The sequence below is a fragment of the Symploca atlantica LB2515 genome (assembly GCF_052546295.1).
Genome location: NZ_JBQWMT010000001.1, coordinates 150142 through 171369, shown reverse-complemented (window position 1 = coordinate 171369; position 21228 = coordinate 150142). Strand labels below are relative to the sequence as shown.

Genomic DNA, 21228 nt, shown 5'->3' with positions numbered 1-21228 from the left:
TTCCTCTATTGAGTGATTAAAAGCTTTAGCTGGTTAGTTCAGGGAAGACATGGTCTTTCATTTGGCGATCGATCGCACTACAGTTTGGGAAAACTCCTAATCAACCCTAGAATAGGCGGCAACTACTCCCAATAATTACGGTTGTGCACACTGCTGCATCCCACCGTAGAGGGGTACATTGTCTACAGCAAGTACATAAAACTTTATGCAGGGGTGATCGTCAATTTACCCTGATTATTAAACCGCTAGGAAAGGTGAAACCAGTATGTTTCAACATTTTACAGACAAAGCTGTCAAAGCAATCATGCTCGCCCAAGAGGAAACGCGTCGCCTGGGACATAACCTCGTGGGAACAGAACAAATCCTCTTGGGGTTGATTGGGGAAGGGACGGGGGTGGCAGCTAGTGTATTAAATAACTTAGGCGTTACTTTAGAAGTAGCTCGCATCGAAGTAGAAAAAATTATCGGTAGGGGTTCCGGTGCTGTCCCAGCGGAAATTCCCTTTACACCGAAAGTCAAGCGCATATTTGAGCAATCCTTCAAAGAGGCTAATCAACTAGGACACAACTATGTTGGTACGGAACACTTGTTACTGGCAATTGCCGCTGATAGAGAAGGTGTTGCAGGCAAGATTTTAGAAAATCTTAACATTGACTCGGCGGAAATCCGCAAGCAAGTAATTCGGGCTTTAGGAGAAGTAGCAGCAGCCAGTCCGGCTAGAGGACAAAGAAACTCCTTTCTCAGTGGCATTACCTCTCAGAAAGCTACCTTGAAGGAGTTTGGCAGAAATCTCACTCAACTAGCAGCAGAGGGCAAGCTAGACCCTGTAGTTGGTAGAGTCAAGGAAATTGAGCGTGTTATCCAGATTTTGGGTCGTCGCACCAAGAATAACCCTGTATTGCTGGGAGAACCAGGAGTTGGTAAAACAGCGCTCGCCGAAGGTCTCGCCCAACGTATTGTCAATAAAAGTGTTTCAGATCTTTTAGAAGACAAGCAAGTAATTACTCTTGATTTGGCTTTACTGGTATCAGGTACACGCTTCCGGGGTGAGTTTGAGGAGCGCCTCAAGCAAATTATGGAAGAAGTGCGTGAAGATGGCAATATCATCTTGGTAATTGACGAAGTTCACACTTTAGTTGGCGCGGGTGCAATTGAAGGAGGCATAGACGCCGCTAATATTCTCAAGCCGGCTCTAGCACGGGGCGAATTGCAATGCCTGGGAGCTACTACCCTCGATGAATACCGTAAGCATATCGAGAAAGATGCGGCTTTGGAGCGTCGTTTCCAGCCAGTAATGGTAGGAGAGCCCTCAGTAGAGGAAACGATTGAAATTCTCCACGGTCTGCGTGATGCTTACGAACAGCACCACAAGGTGGAAATTTCTGATGATGCCTTAGAAGCTGCTGCTAAACTATCAGACCGCTACATTTCAGACCGTTTCCTACCAGATAAAGCAATTGACCTAATAGACGAAGCTGGTAGTCGTGTGCATTTAATGAACTATAGCTCGTCTCCTGAGGCAAAAGCCCTGAAGCGGGAATTGCGTAAGGCAATTAAGGAAAAAGATCAAGCAGTACAAGCTCAGGATTTTGAGAAAGCAGGAAAACTGCGCGATGATGAGCTAGAAATTGAAAACCAACTCAAGACGCTTCTCAAAGACGAAGAGCAGCAAAGCGATTCTGTTACTCCCATCGTAGAGGAAGAAAACATCGCGGACATTGTTGCTGCCTGGACTGGGGTGCCTGTTACCAAGCTGACGGAATCCGAGTCGGAACTGCTGATGCACATCGAAGACACCCTACACAAGCGGTTGATTGGTCAGGAAGAAGCAGTAACGGCCGCTTCAAGAGCAATTCGTCGGGCGCGAGCCGGGTTAAAAGACCCCAATCGACCGATTGCTAGCTTTATTTTCTCTGGTCCTACTGGGGTGGGTAAGACGGAACTGGCTAAGTCTCTAGCGGCTTACTTTTTCGGCTCGGAAGAAGCCATGATTCGGCTGGATATGTCAGAGTTCATGGAGCGCCATACTGTCTCTAAACTGCTCGGTTCGCCTCCAGGATTTGTGGGCTATGACGAAGGTGGTCAACTAACTGAAGCCGTCCGACGCCGACCCTACACTGTGGTGCTATTTGACGAAATTGAGAAGGCTCATCCCGATGTCTTCAATCTGCTGCTGCAACTGTTAGATGACGGTCGCTTAACTGATGCCAGAGGTCGCACTGTAGACTTCAAAAACACCTTGATCATCATGACCTCTAACGTTGGTTCTAAGGTGATTGAAAAAGGTGGCGGTGGTCTAGGCTTTGAATTCTCTGATGATCAAGCTGAGTCTCACTACCAGCGCATCCGAGACCAGGTGAACGAAGAACTCAAGCAGTACTTCCGTCCTGAGTTCCTGAATCGCCTTGACGAGATTATCGTCTTCCGTCAGCTAACCAGGAATGAGATCAAACAAATCGCTGATATTCTACTGCGGGAAGTTTCAGCACGCCTGAGTGAACGTCTCATTACCTTGGAAGTTACCGAAAGGTTTAAAGACCACTTGGTGGAAGTGGGCTACGATCCTAGTTATGGTGCCAGACCTCTAAGACGTGCCATCATGAGCCTCTTGGAAGACAGTTTGGCTGAGGCCATGCTCTCTGGTCAGATTAAGGACGGAGACAGCGCCGTTATTGATGTCGATGACCAAGGTCAAGTGAAGTTATTGCCTAGTCATCAGCCTAATTTGTTGCTCCAGACTGTTGGCTAAAATTTGCTAAGAATCTCTTCCTTGCTGATCAGCCATCCCTGAATTTAAATTAGGGGATGGCTTCCTTGTATTTTCTAACTTTTGATAATTGTCTCTATCAAAAGAAAATCGCTTCTCCAAGAGTCTTTCCCTCGCCAAGGGAGGGAATTAAGGCTCCAGTGATCTAGAATGCAAGCAGAATCGGCATTTCCTAAATTAGCTGCCGCATGATGGACACACTTTCTACCCAACTCTACGAACTCCAACAATTTGCCAATCATCTGGTTGATAATCAACTGACTCACTTGAGTTTGGTCAGTATCAGCATTATCTTTGCTGCTGGTTTGCTGACCAGCATGACACCCTGTATGCTTTCTATGCTGCCGATTACAATTGGTTACATCGGTGGCTATGAAGCCAAGGGACGTCTCCAAGCGGCAACCCAGTCAACCTGGTTTGCTTTAGGGCTAGCGACAACTTTAGCTGGATTAGGCATTCTCGCGGCTTCTCTGGGGCGAGTTTACGGTCAAGTAGGTGTTGGCTTGCCTATTTTTGTCAGTATTGTTGCCATCCTCATGGGGTTGAACTTACTAGAAGCATTGCCCTTCAAGCTGCCTTCTTTTGGTGGTATGGATTGGATATCTCAAGACTGGCCAGAGGGTGTGCGCTCTTATCTAATAGGCTTAACCTTTGGTTTAGTGGCTTCTCCCTGTAGCACCCCAGTTTTGGCTACTATACTTGCTTGGATTACTACAACACAAGATTTAGTTTTAGGCGCACTGTTGCTGTTATCCTACACGGCAGGTTATGTTGCACCCCTAATTTTGGCAGGAACCTTTACAGCCTCGATCAAAAAGTTGTTGGAGTTGCGCCGTTGGTCTGGTTGGATTACGCCAGTTAGTGGAGTTCTCCTGGTAGTGTTTGGTGTCTTCTCCTTGCTCTCTCGGATTCCTGGCGGAATTTTTTAATTACTGCAAATGACTGTAGAAAATTCGTTTTTATCTAATATTAAACATCTCTTCCGACGTCAGCTCTTGCCAGTGTTAGCTGATTTAAGACTGGCGATTGTTTTACTCTTAGCGATCGCACTTTTCAGCATTTCTGGTACTGTTATTGAACAGGGTCAATCTCTGGCCTTTTATCAAACAAATTACCCAGAAGACCCAGCCCTATTTGGTTTCCTGAGCTGGAAAGTTTTATTAATTCTCGGTTTAGACCACGTCTATCGTACTTGGTGGTTTCTGTCAATACTCATTCTCTTCGGTAGTAGTCTGACAGCCTGCACCTTTACTCGCCAGTTTCCTGCCCTCAAAGCAGCCCGTCGCTGGCAGTTTTACCAACAACCTCGCCAATTTGAGAAGCTTGCCTTAAGTGCAAAATTAGATAGAGGTTCTTTAGAAGCTCTTACCAAGTTATTAGAGAAACGACGTTACCGCGTCTTTGAGGAAGGTAACGCTCTCTATGCCCGTAAAGGTATTATCGGACGCATTGGGCCAATTGTTGTTCATGCCAGTATGTTAATTATCCTGCTGGGGGCAATTGGGGGGGCAATGACGGGTTTTATGGCTCAAGAAATGGTGGCTAGTGGCGGCACGTTCCAAGTAAAAAATATCATTGATGCTGGTCCTTTTGCCTTACCGCAAGTCCCAAAAGATTGGTCAGTGCGGGTAAATCGCTTCTGGATTGACTACACCCCAGCCGGGGGAATTGACCAGTTTTACTCCGATTTGTCTGTCCTAGATAATCAAGGAGAGGAAGTTGATCAGCAAACAATTTACGTCAATAAGCCACTACGCCACCGGGGTGTAACGTTGTACCAGACTGACTGGGGAATTGCTGCAGTTAGGGTACGCTTGAACAATAGCCCCATTTTTCAGTTGCCAATGGCGCAACTAGATACCGGTGGTAGAGGGCGCATCTGGGGTACGTGGGTTCCTACGAAAACAGATCTGAGTGAAGGGGTATCGCTACTGGCAAGGGACTTGCAGGGTATGCTGTTAGTTTATGATATGAGTGGCAAACTCGTTTCTACCGTTCGCACTGGCATGGGGATACAGGTCAACGGCATTACCTTGAGAATTGTTGATCTTATCGGTAGCACCGGTTTACAAATCAAAGCTGACCCAGGCATTCCCTTCGTTTATACTGGCTTTGGTTTGCTTATGCTGGGAGTAATCATGAGTTACGTTTCCCACTCTCAGATTTGGGCCCTGCAAGCAGGCGATGACACAGCCAAGTCTCCTGAAAAGATGCAGTTTTACATCGGGGGTAGAACTAACCGTGCTCAGGTTGCTTTTGAGCGAGAAATTATCGAGATTTTAGATCAGTTAGACGCACCCTCCCAAGAAGTTCCATCGGTGACGGCACCATCCCTAGTCAGCCAGAATTAATCACCTAGTAGTAGTGATTAATCATCAGAGTTTTTCTGCCAAGTTTGCCCACGAATTAGAAACTCAACCAGAAAAACTCTACGCTGATGCAGTCACGATTATTGATCTTTTTGATGGCGTACTTCAATAACAGTGTGTACGTTGCCGCGAGGTGAGAAATCCCCTTTAATCGTGGCTTCTAACGGTTCGCAAGCCTCTACAAAGTCGTCCAAAATTTGATTGATTGATTCCTCGTGAGAGATGTAGCGATCGCGATAGCTATTGATATAAAGTTTAAGGGCTTTGAGTTCTACTACCCGTTCGTCAGGAACGTAGGTGATCCCAATCGTGGCAAAGTCAGGATAACCGGAAAAGGGACACTTGCAGGTAAACTCCGGCAAGGTAATATTAATATCGTAACGACGACCCAGACGCGGATTGGGAAAGGTAATGAGTTTACCTTCAGCAATCTCCCGTTCGCCGTATTTTATTTGGGGCGTTTTCACTTCAGGTGATGGTTGTTCCTGTGTTTGGTAGTCACTCATCAGTCAGAAAAAATCTTTTATCTAGTTGGATTCCCAGTCAGGGCAATTGTTACTATCCCACCCATAGGGGTGCATAGCGCAAACAAACAGATGACCACTATACACTTGACCATGGTAATGACGGCAACCAATGCAGGCAGAATTTTTCTCTAGAGTTGGTTCTATCGGATATGTAAAACTCTCATCTGTTTCGCCTGCTAGATCATCAATTTCGTAATAGATATCAGCAATCGATTCAAATATATCCTGCAAGTATTGGTCAACTTCCACGCCAACTGTATTCTCTACCTCATCAGCGAAATCCTCGACCATTTCAGTGAAGCCAAGGAAGAACTCATCCACCACATCGGCCACTAATTCAAGTGTTTCAAAGATACTTTTGGACCACCCTTCCATGTTGGCAATTTTTAATAAACAACCATCATACTAGCGACTATTCGACAAGGCTTAAGCGCAATTACCAGCGATCATAGCCTGAATCTAGCGAAACACCAGTTGGGTATTAAGAGCAGTTAACAAATATCGGGGTGAATAATACAATACCTAAAGTCGAGTTTCTATTGACGCTTGAGCCGACGTAGTTCTGCTTGCATGGCTTCAACTTGCTGACGCAAGGCATCAACATCCTGATCCTCGCTTGCAGCTGGCTCTTCATCTTCAGATAAAATCTCAATAAGACGGGGTTTATCTGCTTGAGTCTTCTGATTAGCCGGCTGAGCAGCTTGCTGTTGACCCTGTTGTAATATATCATCAACCAACTTACGAGCTTCTTCAGTGGTCAGCTCACCCTTGGCGACTAGTTCATCTGCTAGTTTCTGAGCTTGAACTCGCAGTTCTGCCAATGTTCCCCCGGCTCTCTCGCTTGCAGCGGCGGCTAGACCAACACCGAGGTAAAATGCTTTTTGAACAATATTTCCCATACCAGTCATGATTAATAAATGCTCCAAGAATTAACTATATAATCCTAGGATACGAGTGAAACCAGGAAAATGACTACCTGACTGAAGTAAGAAATATTATTCTTATTTGACCATAACTTGGCGAATTTTGCGAACAGCATAACAGGAGTTGAAATAAGTTCCGCTGCTCGATCAATATCTTGATGCCTGAAAAAAAGATATTTATATGAGTTGAATTACTCCCAGTTTTGGGGGGATTCTACCAAATTTTACTCAAGTCAAGCACAAATCCGGGTAATACCGATTCACCACTAACACTAACCGGATTCTCCAGACATTCCACAGACAAACCTGGACGATAAATGTAAACCTGCCGATTTTTACGATCAATCAGCCATCCTAAGAGCGTCCCATTCTCCAGATATTCTTGCATTTTTTCTTGAAGGGGCTGCAATTGATCAGACGGAGAACGTAACTCCACCACAAACTCAGGACAAATGGGAGCAAATTTTTTCTGTTGTTGAGCAGTTAAAGCATTCCACCGTTCCCGCTTAACCCAGGCTGCATCAGGAGAACGTTCTGCACCCTTGGGAAGCTTGAAGCCCGTGCTGGAGTCGAAATAAATCCCAGTTCCGTCACGTTCTGCCCAAACTCCCAACTGCACAGTTAACTTAGCATTTCGATTACCCGTTTCCGAGCCAGTGGGAGGCATAATCAGCAATTCTCCGGTAGCGCTGCGTTCAATATGTAAGTCCCGATTAATTTGGCAGAACTCAAAAAACTGGTCATCTGTCAGATCAATTATCGGTTGTAGGTGCAACACGATAGGAGAATTTTCTACTGGGGTTGTTACTGTAGTCATGGCATACTCTTTTTTGGTGCTTTTAGTAATCTGAACTTCAATCTTGTTGAGGATTAATTGCTGCAAACAGCGCTGAATAATCCTGATCCGCCAAACCCAGTTGTAAAGCCATATCTATAACTTTACGCACACCTTCTAAACTACTAACATTTTGCTCAACTAATTGAGCTTCTTTTAAAAACAAATCAGTATCTTTCAACAAATGCTTACTAGGAAAATTCGGATTGTCAAAGTTATAATCAACCATACGTTTTAATTTCTTATCAAAAGTAGGTGCATAAAGCGCACTTTCCCGCAAAATGCCCATAAATTTCTCAACATCCACCCCCTGACGTTGAATAAAACCAAGACTGAGAGCAAAAGCACTAGTTAGGGAAGCAATTAATTGATTTAAGGCCAACTTTAATGCAGAAGCAGAACCAACCTCTCCAATCAGCATTGGTTCGGTGCCAAAGTTTTTTAGCAAATCAAACCACTTATTAAATAACTCCGGTGTTGCTCCCACCATTACTTGCAATTCCCCTGATTTAACTTGAGGAATACTGCCCAAAACTGGGGCTTCTAAATAGTCACCCCCAGCTCCATTTACCGCCTTCTGAATCTCCCTACTTTCTGAAGGTGCAATGGTACTCATTTGAATTACCGTGCAACCAGACAAATGTTGCCGAGAAGCCTTAGACAACAGTACATCTTGAATTGCCGTTGCATTGGTAAGCATCAAAATCACACAATCAGAAGATGTGATCGCTTCTTGTGGAGTCTCGACAATTTCCGCCCCAGATTTTTTGAGTGATTCTAGTTTTAACTTAGTGCGATTATAGGCAACTACCGATAGCCCAGCTTGTAACAAACGCTCCGCCATTGGTTCTCCCATGAGTCCCGTTCCTAAAAATCCGACTTTCATTTGAAATCTCCTAGATGTGCCTGTGATCAACGAAATTGTTAATAGAAAATCTCGCTTCGTGTGTTCAGAGAAAATAGCAAATGGCAAATTGCTCTGTATACACTAGCGTCTGGCTTGTAGTCTCCATTTTCAATTTAACCAATTTTCAATTTTCTAACTTCTTTCTACACCCTTCATCTTCCTGACACTCCTGGCGCTTTTTGTACTCATCCAGCAGTTTTGCTACCCGTTTCTGCATAGCAAGGTGCCGTTCTACACCTTCATAGGTATAGCGATTGTAGCCATTACGCTCAATCTGAGTTTTCAAATTATTAATCCGTTCCTGTGTATCTGGATGCGTTGAGAGCCAAGCAAATATAGGTTCTTCTTCCTCTTGCTGCTCCAGGGTAACCATCAGATTGTATAGTCCATCGGCGGCATAACCCCCACCGACTAAAATCCTCGTACCAAGAGCATCTGCTTGACGTTCCATATCCCGGTTATAGTCAAGAACAATCAGATTAGTAGCAGTACCGCCAAAAGGAATATATTGAGTAACGTTGGCAATCAAATTACCCTCTGTAACTAACTGAAACCCATGAGATAAAACAGCATGAGCCAGTTCATGAGCCAGCAAGCCAGCTAACTCCGCCTCCGATTTCGTTTTTAAGATAGCTCCAGCATTAACAAATACCTTGCCACCTGGCAAAGCGAAGGCATTGAGTTGGTCATCCATGATGAGATGAAACTCGTATTCAAACTCATCTCGACCTGCCACACTTGCTAGTTTACCCCCCACTTCCCGAACGTACTCCAATACCTCTTCGTCTTCTAGCATCGGTAACTGACGTTGTACCCGATTAGCGATGCGCTCCCCGACAGCCGACTCTCCCCGCAACATCAAGGTTGTCGTTTCCACAGCAGAAATCGGCCCAAAGAGATTACCAGTAAAGATGTAACCTAATGCTCCAGTAATCAGATTAGCGATCGCATTACCTCTAAGCTTACTCCGCAGACGCGACTTGTAGAACTCCAGATACTGATCTGCCAAAGTCTCAAATTCCCCAGACAGGGGATTTTTGGGGTTAAGCAGGGCAAATTGTCGCGCCGCCAGTGATGCTTCCAACCACTGTTGTGCTTCGGCAAGTTCTGTTACAGTAGCTTTGAGTAATTCTGGCTCATTAGGATATAAAGTTGAAGCTCGCTCTAATACTTGTAGAGCCTCTTGCTCTTGGTCATAGGTTTCTAATGCCTCAGCGTAGCGTAAATAACCAGGAATAAAATTTGGTTCCTGCTCAACTAAAAACTGGAGTGGCACTAAAGTTTTTGTTTCTAGTTGCTGTGCCAAACCTGCGGCAGACTGACGCCAGTATACTGCACCTGCGGGCGATAGTTTTTTTGGGTCGTAAAAAGGCTCCGGTTCCTCCTCTGTTTCTGCTGCTTCTGTATGCAAAGGGTCTTTAGCTTCACGGTATAATTGCTCCGCTGCGGCAATCTCTCCACTTTTATAAAGTTGGTCAGCTTCAATCAGCTTTTGTTGCCGTGCAATTTCTTCAGGGGTTAATTCTGGTTCTTTTGCTTCAGTGTTTTCCTGAGCACTGGGAGTGGTTTGAGTTTCCTCAGAAGTCTCAGTTTCTTCTGTAGTTGCCTCTGTTTGATCAGCGTCCTCTGGCAAACTAGGAGTATCAGTTTCAATGGTTGTCTCTGAGTTTTCGGTAGCTTCTACTGATTCTGAATCTGTAGTAGTTGCGCCCTCATCAGAAACATCAGTTTCAGTCTCCGCCTGGGCAATAATCTCCAAATTACTGACATTGGCACTCGCCAATTCAGAAGTTTTTAGGGATTGGGCTAAAACAGTCGAGGTTGGCAGCAGAATCCCTAAGGAGATTAGCAGCGAATTACAGAAAAGTTTCATCTGCTGTGCTGAGGATAGTTGCGGTGCGTTTTTTCGGTATCTTCATCCTAGCTTTCAAAAAAAACTTTTCCCCTCGCTAACAAAGATTGACAATTTTCCATGTTCAATTAACTATTACCCATTACCGCTTCTAATAAAAGATCCCCCCCAAAACGAACAGCATCAGTGCAAGGTAACCCTGTCTCCGTCTTTACTTGCTCAATTGCCCTCTCCGCCGCTGCCCGATCCAAGTGAGCCGTATTAAGAGCGATCGCCAGTACCGATGTTTGGGCAAAAGCACCACCTGCTCTGGCAACGGTTTCGTACAGTTTAATTACCTCTGGTAAGGGAGGAATTGGCACATAGTAATGATTGCGGATATTAGTTTGCCCTGCTCGATGTACTAAAACTAATGCCGTTGGTTGAACTCCCCGCAGCAGGGGTAAGGTTGCCGTTGAACCTGGATGCAGCAAAGAACCTTGTCCCTCTACAATTAATAAGTCATGGTCGTTACCGAAGCGCATCACCATCTGCTCGACAGCGCCAGCAGCAAAGTCCACTCTGATGGCATCTAGGGGTATCCCATCTCCAGCAATCATGATGCCTGCTTGACCAGTAGCCAGGAACTTGGAGCGTATTCCTTGGCGCTGTGCTGCTCGATGCAACTCGATACTGGCTGACATTTTGCCGACAGCCATATCAGTTCCCACAGTCAAGACACGCCGATTCTTGAGAAATTGTGACTTACCACTACCCACAGATAATCCCGGTGGCTCTTGACGAATATCCCAAATTCGCTGATGCTCTCTGAGTAATGGTTGTAACTCTGGGTCGGATGCCATGGGGGTATGTAAACCATTAACTACCGACAAACCAGCATCTAGCGCTATTTTTACCTCCTGTTTCCAGGCTTCTGGTAGCACTCCCCCAGAGGGAGCAATGCCAATTGCTAAGATGTTCGGTTCATAGCCTAGTGCGGCAAACATGGAATCAACAATTGGAGCATCACAGTTAATGCCAGTTAGTTCAGGCAAGGACTTGCCAGTACACTGTTGGTCGATTACGGCGACAATGGTTGCAGGGCAATAACGTAGCAGCGTCAGTCCAGTTTTGCCTTCCGGGCCGAGAATCCCTTGATGCAACAAAATGGCGACGCGATCATCAGCTGTTAAACTCATGGCGTTGTACTCCAAGTCCAGGTAAATCATTGGGTATCAGACGTCCTTCTTGCACAGTGGCACCACTGAAGGGGTCGTCAAGTAAGTTCAAGTGGCTATCTAAATCCAGATAATCAGCTAAGGCTGAAAGCTGTGAGGCTGCGGTATTTGCTAGTGTGCTGTCAGAGTAACAACCAAACATGACCTGCAACCCACAGGCTCTTGCGGTGTGTACCATGCGCATCGCCTCGCTTAAGCCTCCTGATTTCATCAGCTTGATGTTAATACCGTGTACGCGGTCTGCTAAGGGTGGAATATCACGGCTAGTAAAGCAGCTTTCATCCACAAAAATCGGTAACGGCGATCGCTTGTAAAGGAGCGGCAAATCTTCCTCTTTCCCCACGGCTAGGGGTTGTTCTACGTGCTTGACTCCCTGATCAGCAAGCCAGCTACACATCTCAATTGCCTGATCTAAATTCCAACCTCCATTGGCATCGACACTCAGCTGCGCTTGGGGTGCCTCTTCTCGGACTGCTAGCAGCATTTCCTGATCAGCAGCAATTCCGGCAGTTGAGCCGAGTTTAATTTTCAGAACACTTGCGCCAGTCAGTGGCACCCAGTCACGTACTCGCTGCTTAGCTCCTCTGGGATGATTAATGCCTACTGTCACTGAAGTTGGCACGATCTGTTGGGGATTTAACCCCCACAACCGCCACAGTGGTATTCCTAGTTGTTTTCCCCGCCAGTCGTGCAATGCCAGATCAATCGCTGCCCAGGCAGCTGAGGGGACTTGAGCCTGGGCTAAAGTTTGCTCAATCTGGTCTCCCTGCCAAGGGCTATAAGCCTCTAGTTTAGGTGCAACAGCTTGTAACATTTTCCAGAGAACCTCTGTACTTTGCTGCTGTTCCTGCTTGGTGGAGAACGGAGATGCTTCCCCCCAACCTTCGATACCCTGTTGCTCGATGCGCACCCAGATATTGGTCGTTTGGGAGGTTGTGCCACGACTAATAGTCAAGGGGAACCGCTTACGGACAGTGAAGGTTTCAACGTTAATACGCATAACTTTTAGCAATTGTCGCGGAAAAACTTTACAAAAGTTTACTGAATTTGTTACATTTATTTACACAAGCAAGCAACACAACACTTATTAGGAGAATCTCATGTACCGCAGTGGAGCTATCGTGGACGACCAAGGCAAAATGAACAACTTTGCCATTGAACCGGAAATTTACGTGCAAGAAAATCCTCGCACGGGTTTCACACCCTACGCTGAAATGGTCAATGGTCGTCTAGCAATGATTGGCTTTATCTCACTGCTGGCTTTTGAAGCAATCAGCGGACGAGGCTTGATTAGCTTCTTGACCAACCTATAGATGCATAGCGAAAAAATATATAATACACCCGTTAGCTAAAGTTGCTACAGGCTTGAGTCAGAGGCGAGTTTGCCCTGGCTCGATTTTTTTAGTTTAATAATGTCTAAGAAGTTCTTTTAGTCTTTTGGTTCGTAGTGCAGGCAATTCTTGCACGGTCCCGACGGATTGATTGCACAACGGATATAAGCAGAACGAGCATTGTATCGGCAAGTAATATCACCAATTAGGTAACCAACTCCTTCAAGATAATGCCTATCGGGGGGATGCTGGTCTGTGGGGCTAATTATCACAACTGATGTTCGAGTTGTTTCTGCTAACCTTGCTTGCGCCCTAGTTTTTACTCGATGCATCACCCATATAGAAAGCGCCGGTGGCGTCAAACCTAAGACAAAAACTAAGATTGTCTCCAACATGCTTTGCTCCTCTGGGGTAACTCTGCTAACTGTCTATTGACAAGAGCACACTCTGTTGCCCCTGATACCCAATTTAGGAGCTTCTAATGGTAAAGGGCAAGGTCAATAGAAACCTTGCCCTTGATTGTTGAATAATCTGGGTTTTTGCTTACCTTGTTTGAGGGTGTTTCTGGAAAGCGGATGATTGGCATTGCACCTCAAGGCAAAGCTTGGTAGTCGGTGCAGCTTGCCTATAAGTACAAATGCTTTAGCTTTTCTGTATTCTGTCAGCGATTATGCCAGCTAAAAGCTTTTCTAGAAAGTTAAGTTAAGCTTCATCTGCCACTCCAGACAATGGCAGTTAAATACTTAAAGCTGTCTAGTACTTTACAAAAAGCTTTAAAGCAGCAAAGAAAGTTTACACAACTGCCTGGTAAGCTGGTTCTGGCTTTCGCTCGTCAATCTCCAAAGTTTCCTCAAAGCCACGAGGAATCTCCCGATATTCCACTCGTTTGGCTTGAAGTATCTTTTGCAAAAGTTCCATTGCCTGCTGAGGTTTGCCACGACCACAAAAGAATAAATCGGCAGCAAAATACCCATATTCAGGCCAGGTGTGTATGGCGATATGAGACTCTGCCAAAGTTGCCGTTGCAGTAACTCCGTGGGGACTGAACTGGTGTACACAAAGATCTATCAGGGTCGCTTCCCCTGCTGAAACCGCATCGAGTATGGCGTTGCGAATCCCTTCAGGGTCATTGAGAAGGCTTTGTGGCGCTCCCCATGCATCAACGACCAGATGAGTTCCCACTTGTTTCATTATGTCTGATTTACTCCACCTGATAAAGTCTCAAACATCCCATTGTATAACATAGTTTCAACTAGTTTCTCAAGCTCTATTTGCCGGGAATCAAGCTAATAGAGGGGACTATCTAATTTCCGCACTTTCCCGGTTGCAGGGGGAGCTTTATGACAAACTCCGTTCCTTTGCTCAACTGGGAGTAACATTCTAACTGACCTTGATGTTTCTCTACCACTATAGAGTAACTAATTGATAAACCTAAACCAGTGCCCACGGGTTTAGTGGTAAAGAAAGGGTCGAAAACACGTTGCTGCTCTTTTGGCATCATGCCAATACCATTGTCAGTAATGCAAATTGCTACTTGCTTGTCATGGGCATTGAACTGAGTGCGAATTCTAATTTCGGGAGCAAGAGAAGAATCTTCCTCAATCATTTTTTCTAAGGCATCAATGGCGTTGCTCAAGATATTCATAAAAACCTGATTCAGTTGACCAGGGTAGCACTCTACTTCAGGTAAGTCCTCGTAATCCTTAATAACCTGAATTTCTGGTCTAGTAGGTTGTTTTTTTAAGCGGTGTTGTAAGATGAGCAGCGTGCTATTAATCCCAGACCACAGGTCAACTTTTTTCATTTTTGCTTGGTCAGAGTGGGAAAAGTGCCGCAGAGAGCGAACTATTTCCTGGATACGGTTAGCACCTTCTTCCATTGAGTTGAGCAAGCGGGGGAAGTCTTCTTTCAAAAAATCGAGATCTAGAGCTTCAACCTCTTTTTGAATTTTGGTACTGGGTGTAGGGTATTGTTCTTGGTAGAGACCAATTAGATGCAGTAGGTTAGAAGTATATTCACTGGCAAAGGCGATATTACCGTAGATAAAGCAAACAGGGTTATTGATTTCATGAGCGACGCCAGCAATCAACTGTCCAAGACTTACCATTTTTTCATTTTGAACCAGTTGAGCTTGGGTATTTTGGAGTTTGTGCAAAGCTATTTCTAACTGTTGTGCTTTTTCTCTTTCTCGCAGTTCTGAATGACACAGAGCTTCCTGTGCTAGTTTTTGTTCTGTAATGTCATTAAGCGTTCCTGTAATGCCAGAAACAGTTCCGTCTAGGGTAAAGGTTAAACGCTGATGAACTTCCATCCAGCAAAATCCTCCGGAGCTAGTAAAGTAACGAATTTCACTCCGAAAATAGTCTTTTTTTTCTTTAATTAGAGCGTTAAAATTTCTGAAACTGATGTGACGTTCTTCTGGATGAATGTAATTTAAAAAAGGAGTACCCAAGCTTTGGGATACTGAAAATCCAGTAATTTCTGTCCAAGCGGGATTCAGAAATATCCAATTACCAGTAATATCAATTTGGAAGATAACTTCCTGAACACTATTAACGACGAAACGGTATCTCTCTTCATTTAAGCGTACGGCTTCTTGCGCCAGTTGTCGCTCAACGGCATAACGTAAAGAACGGAGCAGCAGTTCACTGGAGACGTTTCCCTTAACCAAATAATCCTGTGCACCAACTTGAATTAACTGTATAGCCAGTTCTTGATCATTGCGAGCAGTAAGGACGACAATAGGAAGATTTAGACCGCATTCTTGAATATTAGCAACCGTATCTAGACCTTGAGAGTCTGGCAGTGAGAGATCTAACAAAATAACATCGAAGTTTTCTTGTTGCAATAATTCTCTTGCTTGTTCAAGACGTTGTGCATGAATTAAATCAATTTTTATTGCATTATTTTCTGATAATAGTTCTTGAATTAATTCAGCTTCAGATAAATTATCTTCCACTAAAAGAACTTTCAAATGAGTCCACTTTAGAGGTTGTTGATCAGCAGATTTCATGTGAATGTTTATTTAAATTCCTATTTTCTATTAAAAAATCTGCCGATTAAATTAATGAGAATATCTTATGTTCCTGGCAGTCGATCACCAATTTAGAATCGATAGCTAAAGCTTTTTTTACTCTGTAAGACACAATAAGATGTGGATATTGTAAAAGTTGGCAAATCTTCTACTTACAAAAATATAAATTGCCAAAAACGACTGGAGTTTTGGCTTTTTCTTAACTAGAATTATTTGCTCTCCCCTCTACTACTTTAGGAAAAAGTTTAGTTAGTCCAATGTTTAATTTCGTAATCAACTGGCAATGAGATTTATTCGTTGTTCTATCTCATCCCTGGGCAAAAAGTAGTTGAGCAATATTATATGATATCTTGTTTTTTTCTTCTAGGTGCCTGGTAGAGTCACAATATTGAACCAAAAATTAACAATTCCTCTGACAACTTCAAAAAATTGGTCTAAATCAGAAGGTTTAGTAATGTAGCAATTGGCATACAGTTGATAACATTTGAGAATGTCTTCTTGAGCAGTTGAAGTGGTAAAAACTACCACCGGGATGAGTTTTAACTCAGAGTGTTGCTTAATAGTTTCTAACAATTCACACCCATTCATTTTGGGCATATTCAAGTCTAGCAAAATCAAACTGGGACGACGAGCTTGAGCATAATTTTCCTTTTGATAGAGAAAATAGAGTGCTTCTTCGCCATTACTAACTAAATGTACTTTGTGCAGTAGAGGCAAACTTTCTAAAGCTTCCAGTATCAAATCCCGATGGCTGGCTGTGTCTTCAATTAACAGAATGTCTCTTAATTCGTGTAGTTTGGTCATACATCAAGATCTTGCACTGGAAAGGCCAAATAAAAAGTTGACCCCTTACTCGCTTCCGACTCTACCCAGATGCGTCCGCCATGTCGTTCCATAATCTTTTGACAAATCGCCAAACCAATGCCGGTGCCAGGATATTCTTCTTGGGTATGGAGGCGCTGAAAAATGAGAAAAATACGCTCAGCGTGCTTCGGTGCAATACCAATGCCATTATCTCGGACAGAAAATAACCATACATCGTCTTGCAACTTGGCACTAATTTCAACTAATGGTGGCTCTAGGGAGCGATACTTAATAGCATTGCCGATGAGATTTTGAAACAGTGGTACTAGTTGAGAGCTATCGGCGATTAGTCGAGGGAGATGACTTTTAGTAACCACTACTTGATTTTTAATGATGGTTTGTTGGAGATTAGCTATAACTTCCTCAAGTACCAAATTACAATCTGTGATCTCAAAAATATGCGGCTTTCTACCCACTCGCGAATACTCTAGTAAGTCGTTAATCAGCCGCTGCATGCGTATAGATCCATCCACTATGTAATGAATAAATTTATTAGCTTTAGCATCAATTTTGTCGTAGTAACGTCTTTCTAAAAGCTTGGCGTAGCTGGCAATTGTTTGTAACGGTTCTTGCAAATCATGGGAAGCAACATAGGCAAACTGTTCTAATTCGGCATTAGAACGAGCTAGTTCTTGACGCCGACGGGTTTCTTGCTCTAGAAGCTGAGCTTGATAGAGAGCGATACTTAACTGGTAAGCCAATTGTTGCATTAGCTCAATTTCAAAAGATGTCCATTGTCTAATAGTGCTACATTGTTGAACACACAACAGACCCCAGAGTTGATTTGGGATTTGAGGTTGCTGATTAATATTAATCAACCCCTGACGGAGATGATCAGAAATTTTGCCTTCTTTCCCCTGTTTAGCGATCGCAATAGATTCAGTTTCACTGGTGTTGAGCAAAATTGGCACAATCAAGTTAGCCTGAATCTGATGCTGTTGCATAAACTCTAAATAGCAAGGAGTAAAACCGGCCGAAATGACATGATCACAAACGTGAATACGTCCCTTACGGTATTTTTCCAGGTATCGCTCAGGCAAACACTCATCTTGTATGATCATTCCCAGCATGGCTGTAAATTCAGGCAGTACGACTTCATTGACAACTTTTCCAGAGCCATCGGGCAACAAGCGAAAGAACAAAACTCGGTCAGTTTGCAGGGTTTTTTGCAGTTCGACGACAGTAGTTTGCAAAATCTCTTCAATTTGCAAAGATTGACGGATTTTTAGTGTTACAGAGGTCAATAAATGCCGATACCGAGTTTGTCGAATTTGTCTAGCTGTGGCTTGTTTTTCTTCAGTAATGTCTCTGGATCCACCCTGCAACTTGACAATTCGACCTTGAAGATCTCGAATTGGGACTAAAGTAGTGCGCCACATCCGAGTACCTATCGGCAGTTCCAGAGTCTCTTCGTAGGTGAGTGGTGTCCCGGTTGTTATACAGGCGCGGTAGCGTTTTTCGACATGGATCGCGATGTCTGGTGGCAACACCTCTTGGGGCGTCTTACCAGCCAACTCTGCTGCGCTGATGCCAGTTGCCTTTTCCTGAGCTGGGTTCATGGTTTCATAGACAAACTGACCATCTGGCAAGACATCGACCAAAAAAATGCTCTCGGCTGAATGGTTAAAAATGCCAGCGTAAAGTGCCTCAGAAGCTCGGAGTTCTGCTTGTGCTTGCAGGCGATCGCAATAGCTATAAATTATTTCACCCACTACTCTGAGCAGTTGAGCATCTTCCTGCAACCAATCTTTGCGGTTCTCTCCGGTGTTGTCCAAACCGATTGTTCCCCAAACTTGACCAGACTGCTGGTAGATGGGGACAATCAGCGTAGAACAGACATTAAGCTCCTTGAGCCAATTTTTTTCTGCTTGTGCAGCCAGGGGAAGCTCCTCAACATCTGAGATAACGATATTATGGTTATTATTTAGCTTTGACCAAAGCCAAGGAAAGGAATACTTGTCTAGATTGCACCAGTCCTCAAGGTTCGTAGCTAGGGTTTGAGGCTCGCACCATCGATAAAAATTTTCGCCAAGAGCTTTGCTGGCAGAGAACTGGAGCAGATGAGCGCTATTAGCACCCACGGCAACTCCGAGAATTTCCAATACCTGATTTAAATCCACCGCTTCACTGGTGGCAAGCTTTCTCGACACTTGCGCCAAGGCTGTCTCTAGAACTAATCGGTATCGCAGCTGTTCTTGGACTCTCTTTTGCTGAGTGATGTCTTGTGCGGCACCGTAGATGAGGCGCTGGGATTGAGACTCAGATGGTATGGAAGAAGCGCCACCAACTCCATCTTCCTCTATCGGACATCCATAGTCACGCAGCCAGCGAACCTCTCCACTTTTAGTAATAATCCGATATTCGCTAATATCTGATTGCCCAGAAAGCAAAGCTTGTGCGCGTCGCCAAGCAATGGGTAAATCATCCGGATGAATCAACTTTTGCCAGCCTAGATCTTGCTCGACTTCTTCGAGGGTAAAACCAGAGATACGACTCAAGGCGTCGGTAGTCCAATCTGCCTTAGCTTTGCCGTTCGGAGATAGTCGCAGGGAGTAAGCATAATCCGAGATCAGTTCTGAGACAATGCGATAACGCTCTTGAGTAGCTTGCAACTGTTCCTCAGCTCGCTTGCGTTCTTGGATGTCCTCAACCACACCGATGGTATACTGTGGAACACCTACTGAGTCACGTACCAGTGAAACTGTCAAATTAGTCCATTGCAGTTGACCGTCTTTGCGAATGAAGCGTTTTTCCATAGAAAAAGTGGAAATCTCGCCAGCACATAACTGATGCATTTGCTCTAAGTCAGACTCTAAATCATCTGGATAGGTAATGTCTTGGAAAGTGCGCTCCAACATTTCCGATTTTGTGTACCCCGCCAGGTCACAATAGCGTTGGTTAACCTGAAGAAAACGACCAGAAGGAGCCACTCGAGCAATGCCCACCGCAGCTTGCTCAAAGATGACTCGTAAGCGTTCCTCACTTTCTCGTAAGGCAGCTTCTGCCTGTTTGCGCTCTTGGATATCCTCGACTACTGCAATGAAATATTGCGGAGTTCCGCTAGAGTCGCGCACCAACGATACACTGACATTCACCCATTGCAACTGCGCCTCTTTGCGGACGTAGGCTTTTTCCAGGGAGTAGGTGGAAATTTCACCAACGAGCAATTTGTTGATCAATTCTGCTTCTGCTTCTCGGACATCTGGATGAGTAATATTGATAAAGGCATAGTCTAAAAGTTCTGACTCTGTGTACCCGACAATCTCACAGAACCGTTGATTATAGCGCAGAGGCTGACCGGAAGGGGTCGTCTGAGCAATGCCGACAGCAGCCTGCTCAAAGATTGCCCGGAAACGTTCTTCACTTTCTTGCAGGGCGACAATGGCCAGCTTACGCTTAATTATTTCTCGCTGCAACTGCTCGAATGTATCCTGGGAGTCTCTTGTTTGCTCCTCTTTAGTTATTCTATCTGGCTGGGGTACTTCCTTAAAGCTGTCTTGGTAGTGTTGGCTTTTTCTTGCCAACTCTGGACGAGTGGCAATTAATTTTTGCTTTTGTTGGCGCAACTTTTCCAGGGCCAGCGAAAGCTCATTGATCGCCTCTGCTAGCAGTTCTTCCGGCTGAATTGACGAGTCTTGGGCAGACTGCTGAATCGCCTCTAAGCGTTCTTGGAGAGCCTGAATATCTCCACTCAAGTGAGTTCTAGCCATCCCAGATCAAAGAGCTATAAATAAGCTACTAAACTTGAGCCAAGCTAACATTCTAGCGAGCGCTTAATTCTGTTTGTAACTTATCTAAATCTTGTTTTAAAAAAACCGTTAATTGTCCATTAAAAGCCTTGCCAGTTTCTGTGTTAGTTATTTCCAGCCAATAAGCATAGTGTTTTCCTAAAAATAATTTACCTTCTTGAGCCGAAAGTAAAGGAAGATTGAACCGCCGCCCTCTATCTAAAGTTCTGGGGGTGGGATAGCTATACACTAATCTTGCTTGGCTATAATCTTGATAGATATCTGGGCCATAGATTGTTCGCAGAGATTCTTGGAGGCGATCAAAAGTTACGCCGTTAATCCTGTCGTACAAGGTAAGGCGCTCGCTGCTAATTGTACTGCGATCTCTCGGTGCGATGAGCCGTCCGGGAGGTAGTGCCGAGGCGGTAAAATTAAATCGCTGTGCAGGAGTACTGCTCTTGCTTACGGTCAAGCCATCACCAATGGAGGGCCTTAAAGTAGGATGAGCATTAATCCAGGAAACAACTCTTTGAGCACTTTGACCCGGTAAGGCATCAGCGTTAGTTGTCAAGAGGAAAAAATAAGAGGGAACAAGCAAGCTTCTCAGTAATGCAAAGGGGAAAGGATACTTGTTGTAAATATTGGCCTTGTTTTGTGGATCTTGTGCCTTTTTCATGGTTACCAATTTTCCAGTTAAATCTTAAACTTTTGAGACTCCCTTAAGCTCAGAATGCAATGATTTTAGCCTGCTCTGGGAAAATAATAGCGAAGCTTGTTGTTTTTACTTTGCTTTAGGCGAAGAATAAAGAGTGCTAGTTTTTAAATTGTCCACTCCTGGATGACCGTAACGCCGGAAAATGGGGTTAAATTTACC

Annotated in this window: 18 protein-coding genes; 4 read left to right on the top strand and 14 right to left on the bottom strand. The window is 44.5% G+C overall.

Annotated elements, in window-relative coordinates:
- Window positions 1–265: 265 nt before the first annotated feature.
- From ACT7WV_RS00840 to ACT7WV_RS00830, 3 genes are all read left to right on the top strand, one after another.
- A complete protein-coding gene (locus tag ACT7WV_RS00840; RefSeq protein WP_445101070.1) occupies window positions 266–2749 on the top strand; it encodes an ATP-dependent Clp protease ATP-binding subunit in 2484 nt (827 codons plus the stop codon).
- A 206-nt stretch (window positions 2750–2955) separates the two neighbouring features.
- Window positions 2956–3696: a cytochrome c biogenesis protein CcdA gene (locus ACT7WV_RS00835; protein WP_445101069.1), complete on the top strand. Its 741-nt coding sequence runs from the start codon at window positions 2956–2958 to the stop codon at window positions 3694–3696.
- Between the two features lie 9 nt (window positions 3697–3705).
- Window positions 3706–5118, top strand: a complete 1413-nt coding sequence (locus ACT7WV_RS00830; protein WP_445101068.1) for a cytochrome c biogenesis protein — start codon at window positions 3706–3708, stop codon at window positions 5116–5118.
- A 98-nt stretch (window positions 5119–5216) separates the two neighbouring features.
- On the opposite strand, the gene queF is transcribed toward ACT7WV_RS00830, so the two are convergent.
- From queF to ACT7WV_RS00790, 8 genes are all read right to left on the bottom strand, one after another.
- The gene (gene queF / locus ACT7WV_RS00825; RefSeq protein WP_445101067.1) at window positions 5217–5642 is read right to left on the bottom strand and encodes a preQ(1) synthase; all 426 of its coding nucleotides are present in this window, start codon (window positions 5640–5642) and stop codon (window positions 5217–5219) included.
- 21 nt (window positions 5643–5663) lie between these two features.
- The gene (locus ACT7WV_RS00820; RefSeq protein ID WP_445101066.1) at window positions 5664–6038 is read right to left on the bottom strand and encodes a hypothetical protein; all 375 of its coding nucleotides are present in this window, start codon (window positions 6036–6038) and stop codon (window positions 5664–5666) included.
- Between the two features lie 161 nt (window positions 6039–6199).
- Complete coding sequence (locus ACT7WV_RS00815) at window positions 6200–6571, bottom strand: phasin family protein (protein WP_445101065.1); 372 nt, start codon at window positions 6569–6571, stop codon at window positions 6200–6202.
- 229 nt (window positions 6572–6800) lie between these two features.
- Window positions 6801–7403 (bottom strand): Uma2 family endonuclease, encoded by a 603-nt coding sequence (locus ACT7WV_RS00810; protein WP_445101064.1) that lies wholly within the window; start codon window positions 7401–7403, stop codon window positions 6801–6803.
- A 37-nt stretch (window positions 7404–7440) separates the two neighbouring features.
- The gene (locus ACT7WV_RS00805; protein WP_445101063.1) at window positions 7441–8307 is read right to left on the bottom strand and encodes an NAD(P)-dependent oxidoreductase; all 867 of its coding nucleotides are present in this window, start codon (window positions 8305–8307) and stop codon (window positions 7441–7443) included.
- A 145-nt stretch (window positions 8308–8452) separates the two neighbouring features.
- The gene (locus tag ACT7WV_RS00800) at window positions 8453–10201 is read right to left on the bottom strand and encodes a M48 family metallopeptidase (protein ID WP_445101062.1); all 1749 of its coding nucleotides are present in this window, start codon (window positions 10199–10201) and stop codon (window positions 8453–8455) included.
- Between the two features lie 107 nt (window positions 10202–10308).
- Entirely contained in the window at window positions 10309–11358 is a 1050-nt protein-coding gene (locus tag ACT7WV_RS00795; protein ID WP_445101061.1) for a DUF1611 domain-containing protein, read from the bottom strand.
- Entirely contained in the window at window positions 11342–12397 is a 1056-nt protein-coding gene (locus ACT7WV_RS00790; RefSeq protein WP_445101060.1) for a dipeptide epimerase, read from the bottom strand. Before ACT7WV_RS00790 ends, ACT7WV_RS00795 begins: the two co-directional genes overlap by 17 nt.
- Window positions 12398–12497: 100 nt before the next feature.
- On the opposite strand from ACT7WV_RS00790, the gene ACT7WV_RS00785 reads away from it, so the two are divergent.
- Complete coding sequence (locus ACT7WV_RS00785; protein WP_445101059.1) at window positions 12498–12710, top strand: high light inducible protein; 213 nt, start codon at window positions 12498–12500, stop codon at window positions 12708–12710.
- Between the two features lie 116 nt (window positions 12711–12826).
- Here the strand turns inward: ACT7WV_RS00785 and ACT7WV_RS00780 are convergent, their stop codons facing one another.
- The 6 genes from ACT7WV_RS00780 to ACT7WV_RS00755 all read right to left on the bottom strand — a co-directional run bounded on the left by ACT7WV_RS00780 (window position 12827) and on the right by ACT7WV_RS00755 (window position 21030).
- A complete protein-coding gene (locus tag ACT7WV_RS00780; protein ID WP_445101058.1) occupies window positions 12827–13123 on the bottom strand; it encodes a DUF6464 family protein in 297 nt (98 codons plus the stop codon).
- A 397-nt stretch (window positions 13124–13520) separates the two neighbouring features.
- Window positions 13521–13919 (bottom strand): adenosylmethionine decarboxylase, encoded by a 399-nt coding sequence (gene speD, locus ACT7WV_RS00775; protein ID WP_445101057.1) that lies wholly within the window; start codon window positions 13917–13919, stop codon window positions 13521–13523.
- A 112-nt stretch (window positions 13920–14031) separates the two neighbouring features.
- Window positions 14032–15741 carry an ATP-binding protein gene (locus tag ACT7WV_RS00770; RefSeq protein ID WP_445101056.1) on the bottom strand — a complete coding sequence of 570 codons (1710 nt, stop codon included), beginning with the start codon at window positions 15739–15741 and terminating at the stop codon, window positions 14032–14034.
- Between the two features lie 384 nt (window positions 15742–16125).
- Window positions 16126–16566 (bottom strand): response regulator, encoded by a 441-nt coding sequence (locus tag ACT7WV_RS00765; RefSeq protein ID WP_445101055.1) that lies wholly within the window; start codon window positions 16564–16566, stop codon window positions 16126–16128.
- A complete protein-coding gene (locus ACT7WV_RS00760) occupies window positions 16563–20336 on the bottom strand; it encodes a PAS domain S-box protein (RefSeq protein ID WP_445101054.1) in 3774 nt (1257 codons plus the stop codon). Before ACT7WV_RS00760 ends, ACT7WV_RS00765 begins: the two co-directional genes overlap by 4 nt.
- Before the next feature lie 52 nt (window positions 20337–20388).
- Complete coding sequence (locus ACT7WV_RS00755; RefSeq protein ID WP_445101053.1) at window positions 20389–21030, bottom strand: hypothetical protein; 642 nt, start codon at window positions 21028–21030, stop codon at window positions 20389–20391.
- Between the last annotated feature and the right edge of the window lie 198 nt (window positions 21031–21228).

Coding starts and splice junctions, on each gene's coding strand:
- ACT7WV_RS00840 (WP_445101070.1), top strand. CDS start 266: ATGTTTCAACATTTTACAGACAAAGCTGTCAAAGCAATCATGCTCGCC.
- ACT7WV_RS00835 (WP_445101069.1), top strand. CDS start 2,956: ATGATGGACACACTTTCTACCCAACTCTACGAACTCCAACAATTTGCC.
- ACT7WV_RS00830 (WP_445101068.1), top strand. CDS start 3,706: ATGACTGTAGAAAATTCGTTTTTATCTAATATTAAACATCTCTTCCGA.
- queF (WP_445101067.1), bottom strand. CDS start 5,642: ATGAGTGACTACCAAACACAGGAACAACCATCACCTGAAGTGAAAACG.
- ACT7WV_RS00820 (WP_445101066.1), bottom strand. CDS start 6,038: ATGGAAGGGTGGTCCAAAAGTATCTTTGAAACACTTGAATTAGTGGCC.
- ACT7WV_RS00815 (WP_445101065.1), bottom strand. CDS start 6,571: ATGACTGGTATGGGAAATATTGTTCAAAAAGCATTTTACCTCGGTGTT.
- ACT7WV_RS00810 (WP_445101064.1), bottom strand. CDS start 7,403: ATGACTACAGTAACAACCCCAGTAGAAAATTCTCCTATCGTGTTGCAC.
- ACT7WV_RS00805 (WP_445101063.1), bottom strand. CDS start 8,307: ATGAAAGTCGGATTTTTAGGAACGGGACTCATGGGAGAACCAATGGCG.
- ACT7WV_RS00800 (WP_445101062.1), bottom strand. CDS start 10,201: ATGAAACTTTTCTGTAATTCGCTGCTAATCTCCTTAGGGATTCTGCTG.
- ACT7WV_RS00795 (WP_445101061.1), bottom strand. CDS start 11,358: ATGAGTTTAACAGCTGATGATCGCGTCGCCATTTTGTTGCATCAAGGG.
- ACT7WV_RS00790 (WP_445101060.1), bottom strand. CDS start 12,397: ATGCGTATTAACGTTGAAACCTTCACTGTCCGTAAGCGGTTCCCCTTG.
- ACT7WV_RS00785 (WP_445101059.1), top strand. CDS start 12,498: ATGTACCGCAGTGGAGCTATCGTGGACGACCAAGGCAAAATGAACAAC.
- ACT7WV_RS00780 (WP_445101058.1), bottom strand. CDS start 13,123: ATGTTGGAGACAATCTTAGTTTTTGTCTTAGGTTTGACGCCACCGGCG.
- speD (WP_445101057.1), bottom strand. CDS start 13,919: ATGAAACAAGTGGGAACTCATCTGGTCGTTGATGCATGGGGAGCGCCA.
- ACT7WV_RS00770 (WP_445101056.1), bottom strand. CDS start 15,741: ATGAAATCTGCTGATCAACAACCTCTAAAGTGGACTCATTTGAAAGTT.
- ACT7WV_RS00765 (WP_445101055.1), bottom strand. CDS start 16,566: ATGACCAAACTACACGAATTAAGAGACATTCTGTTAATTGAAGACACA.
- ACT7WV_RS00760 (WP_445101054.1), bottom strand. CDS start 20,336: ATGGCTAGAACTCACTTGAGTGGAGATATTCAGGCTCTCCAAGAACGC.
- ACT7WV_RS00755 (WP_445101053.1), bottom strand. CDS start 21,030: ATGAAAAAGGCACAAGATCCACAAAACAAGGCCAATATTTACAACAAG.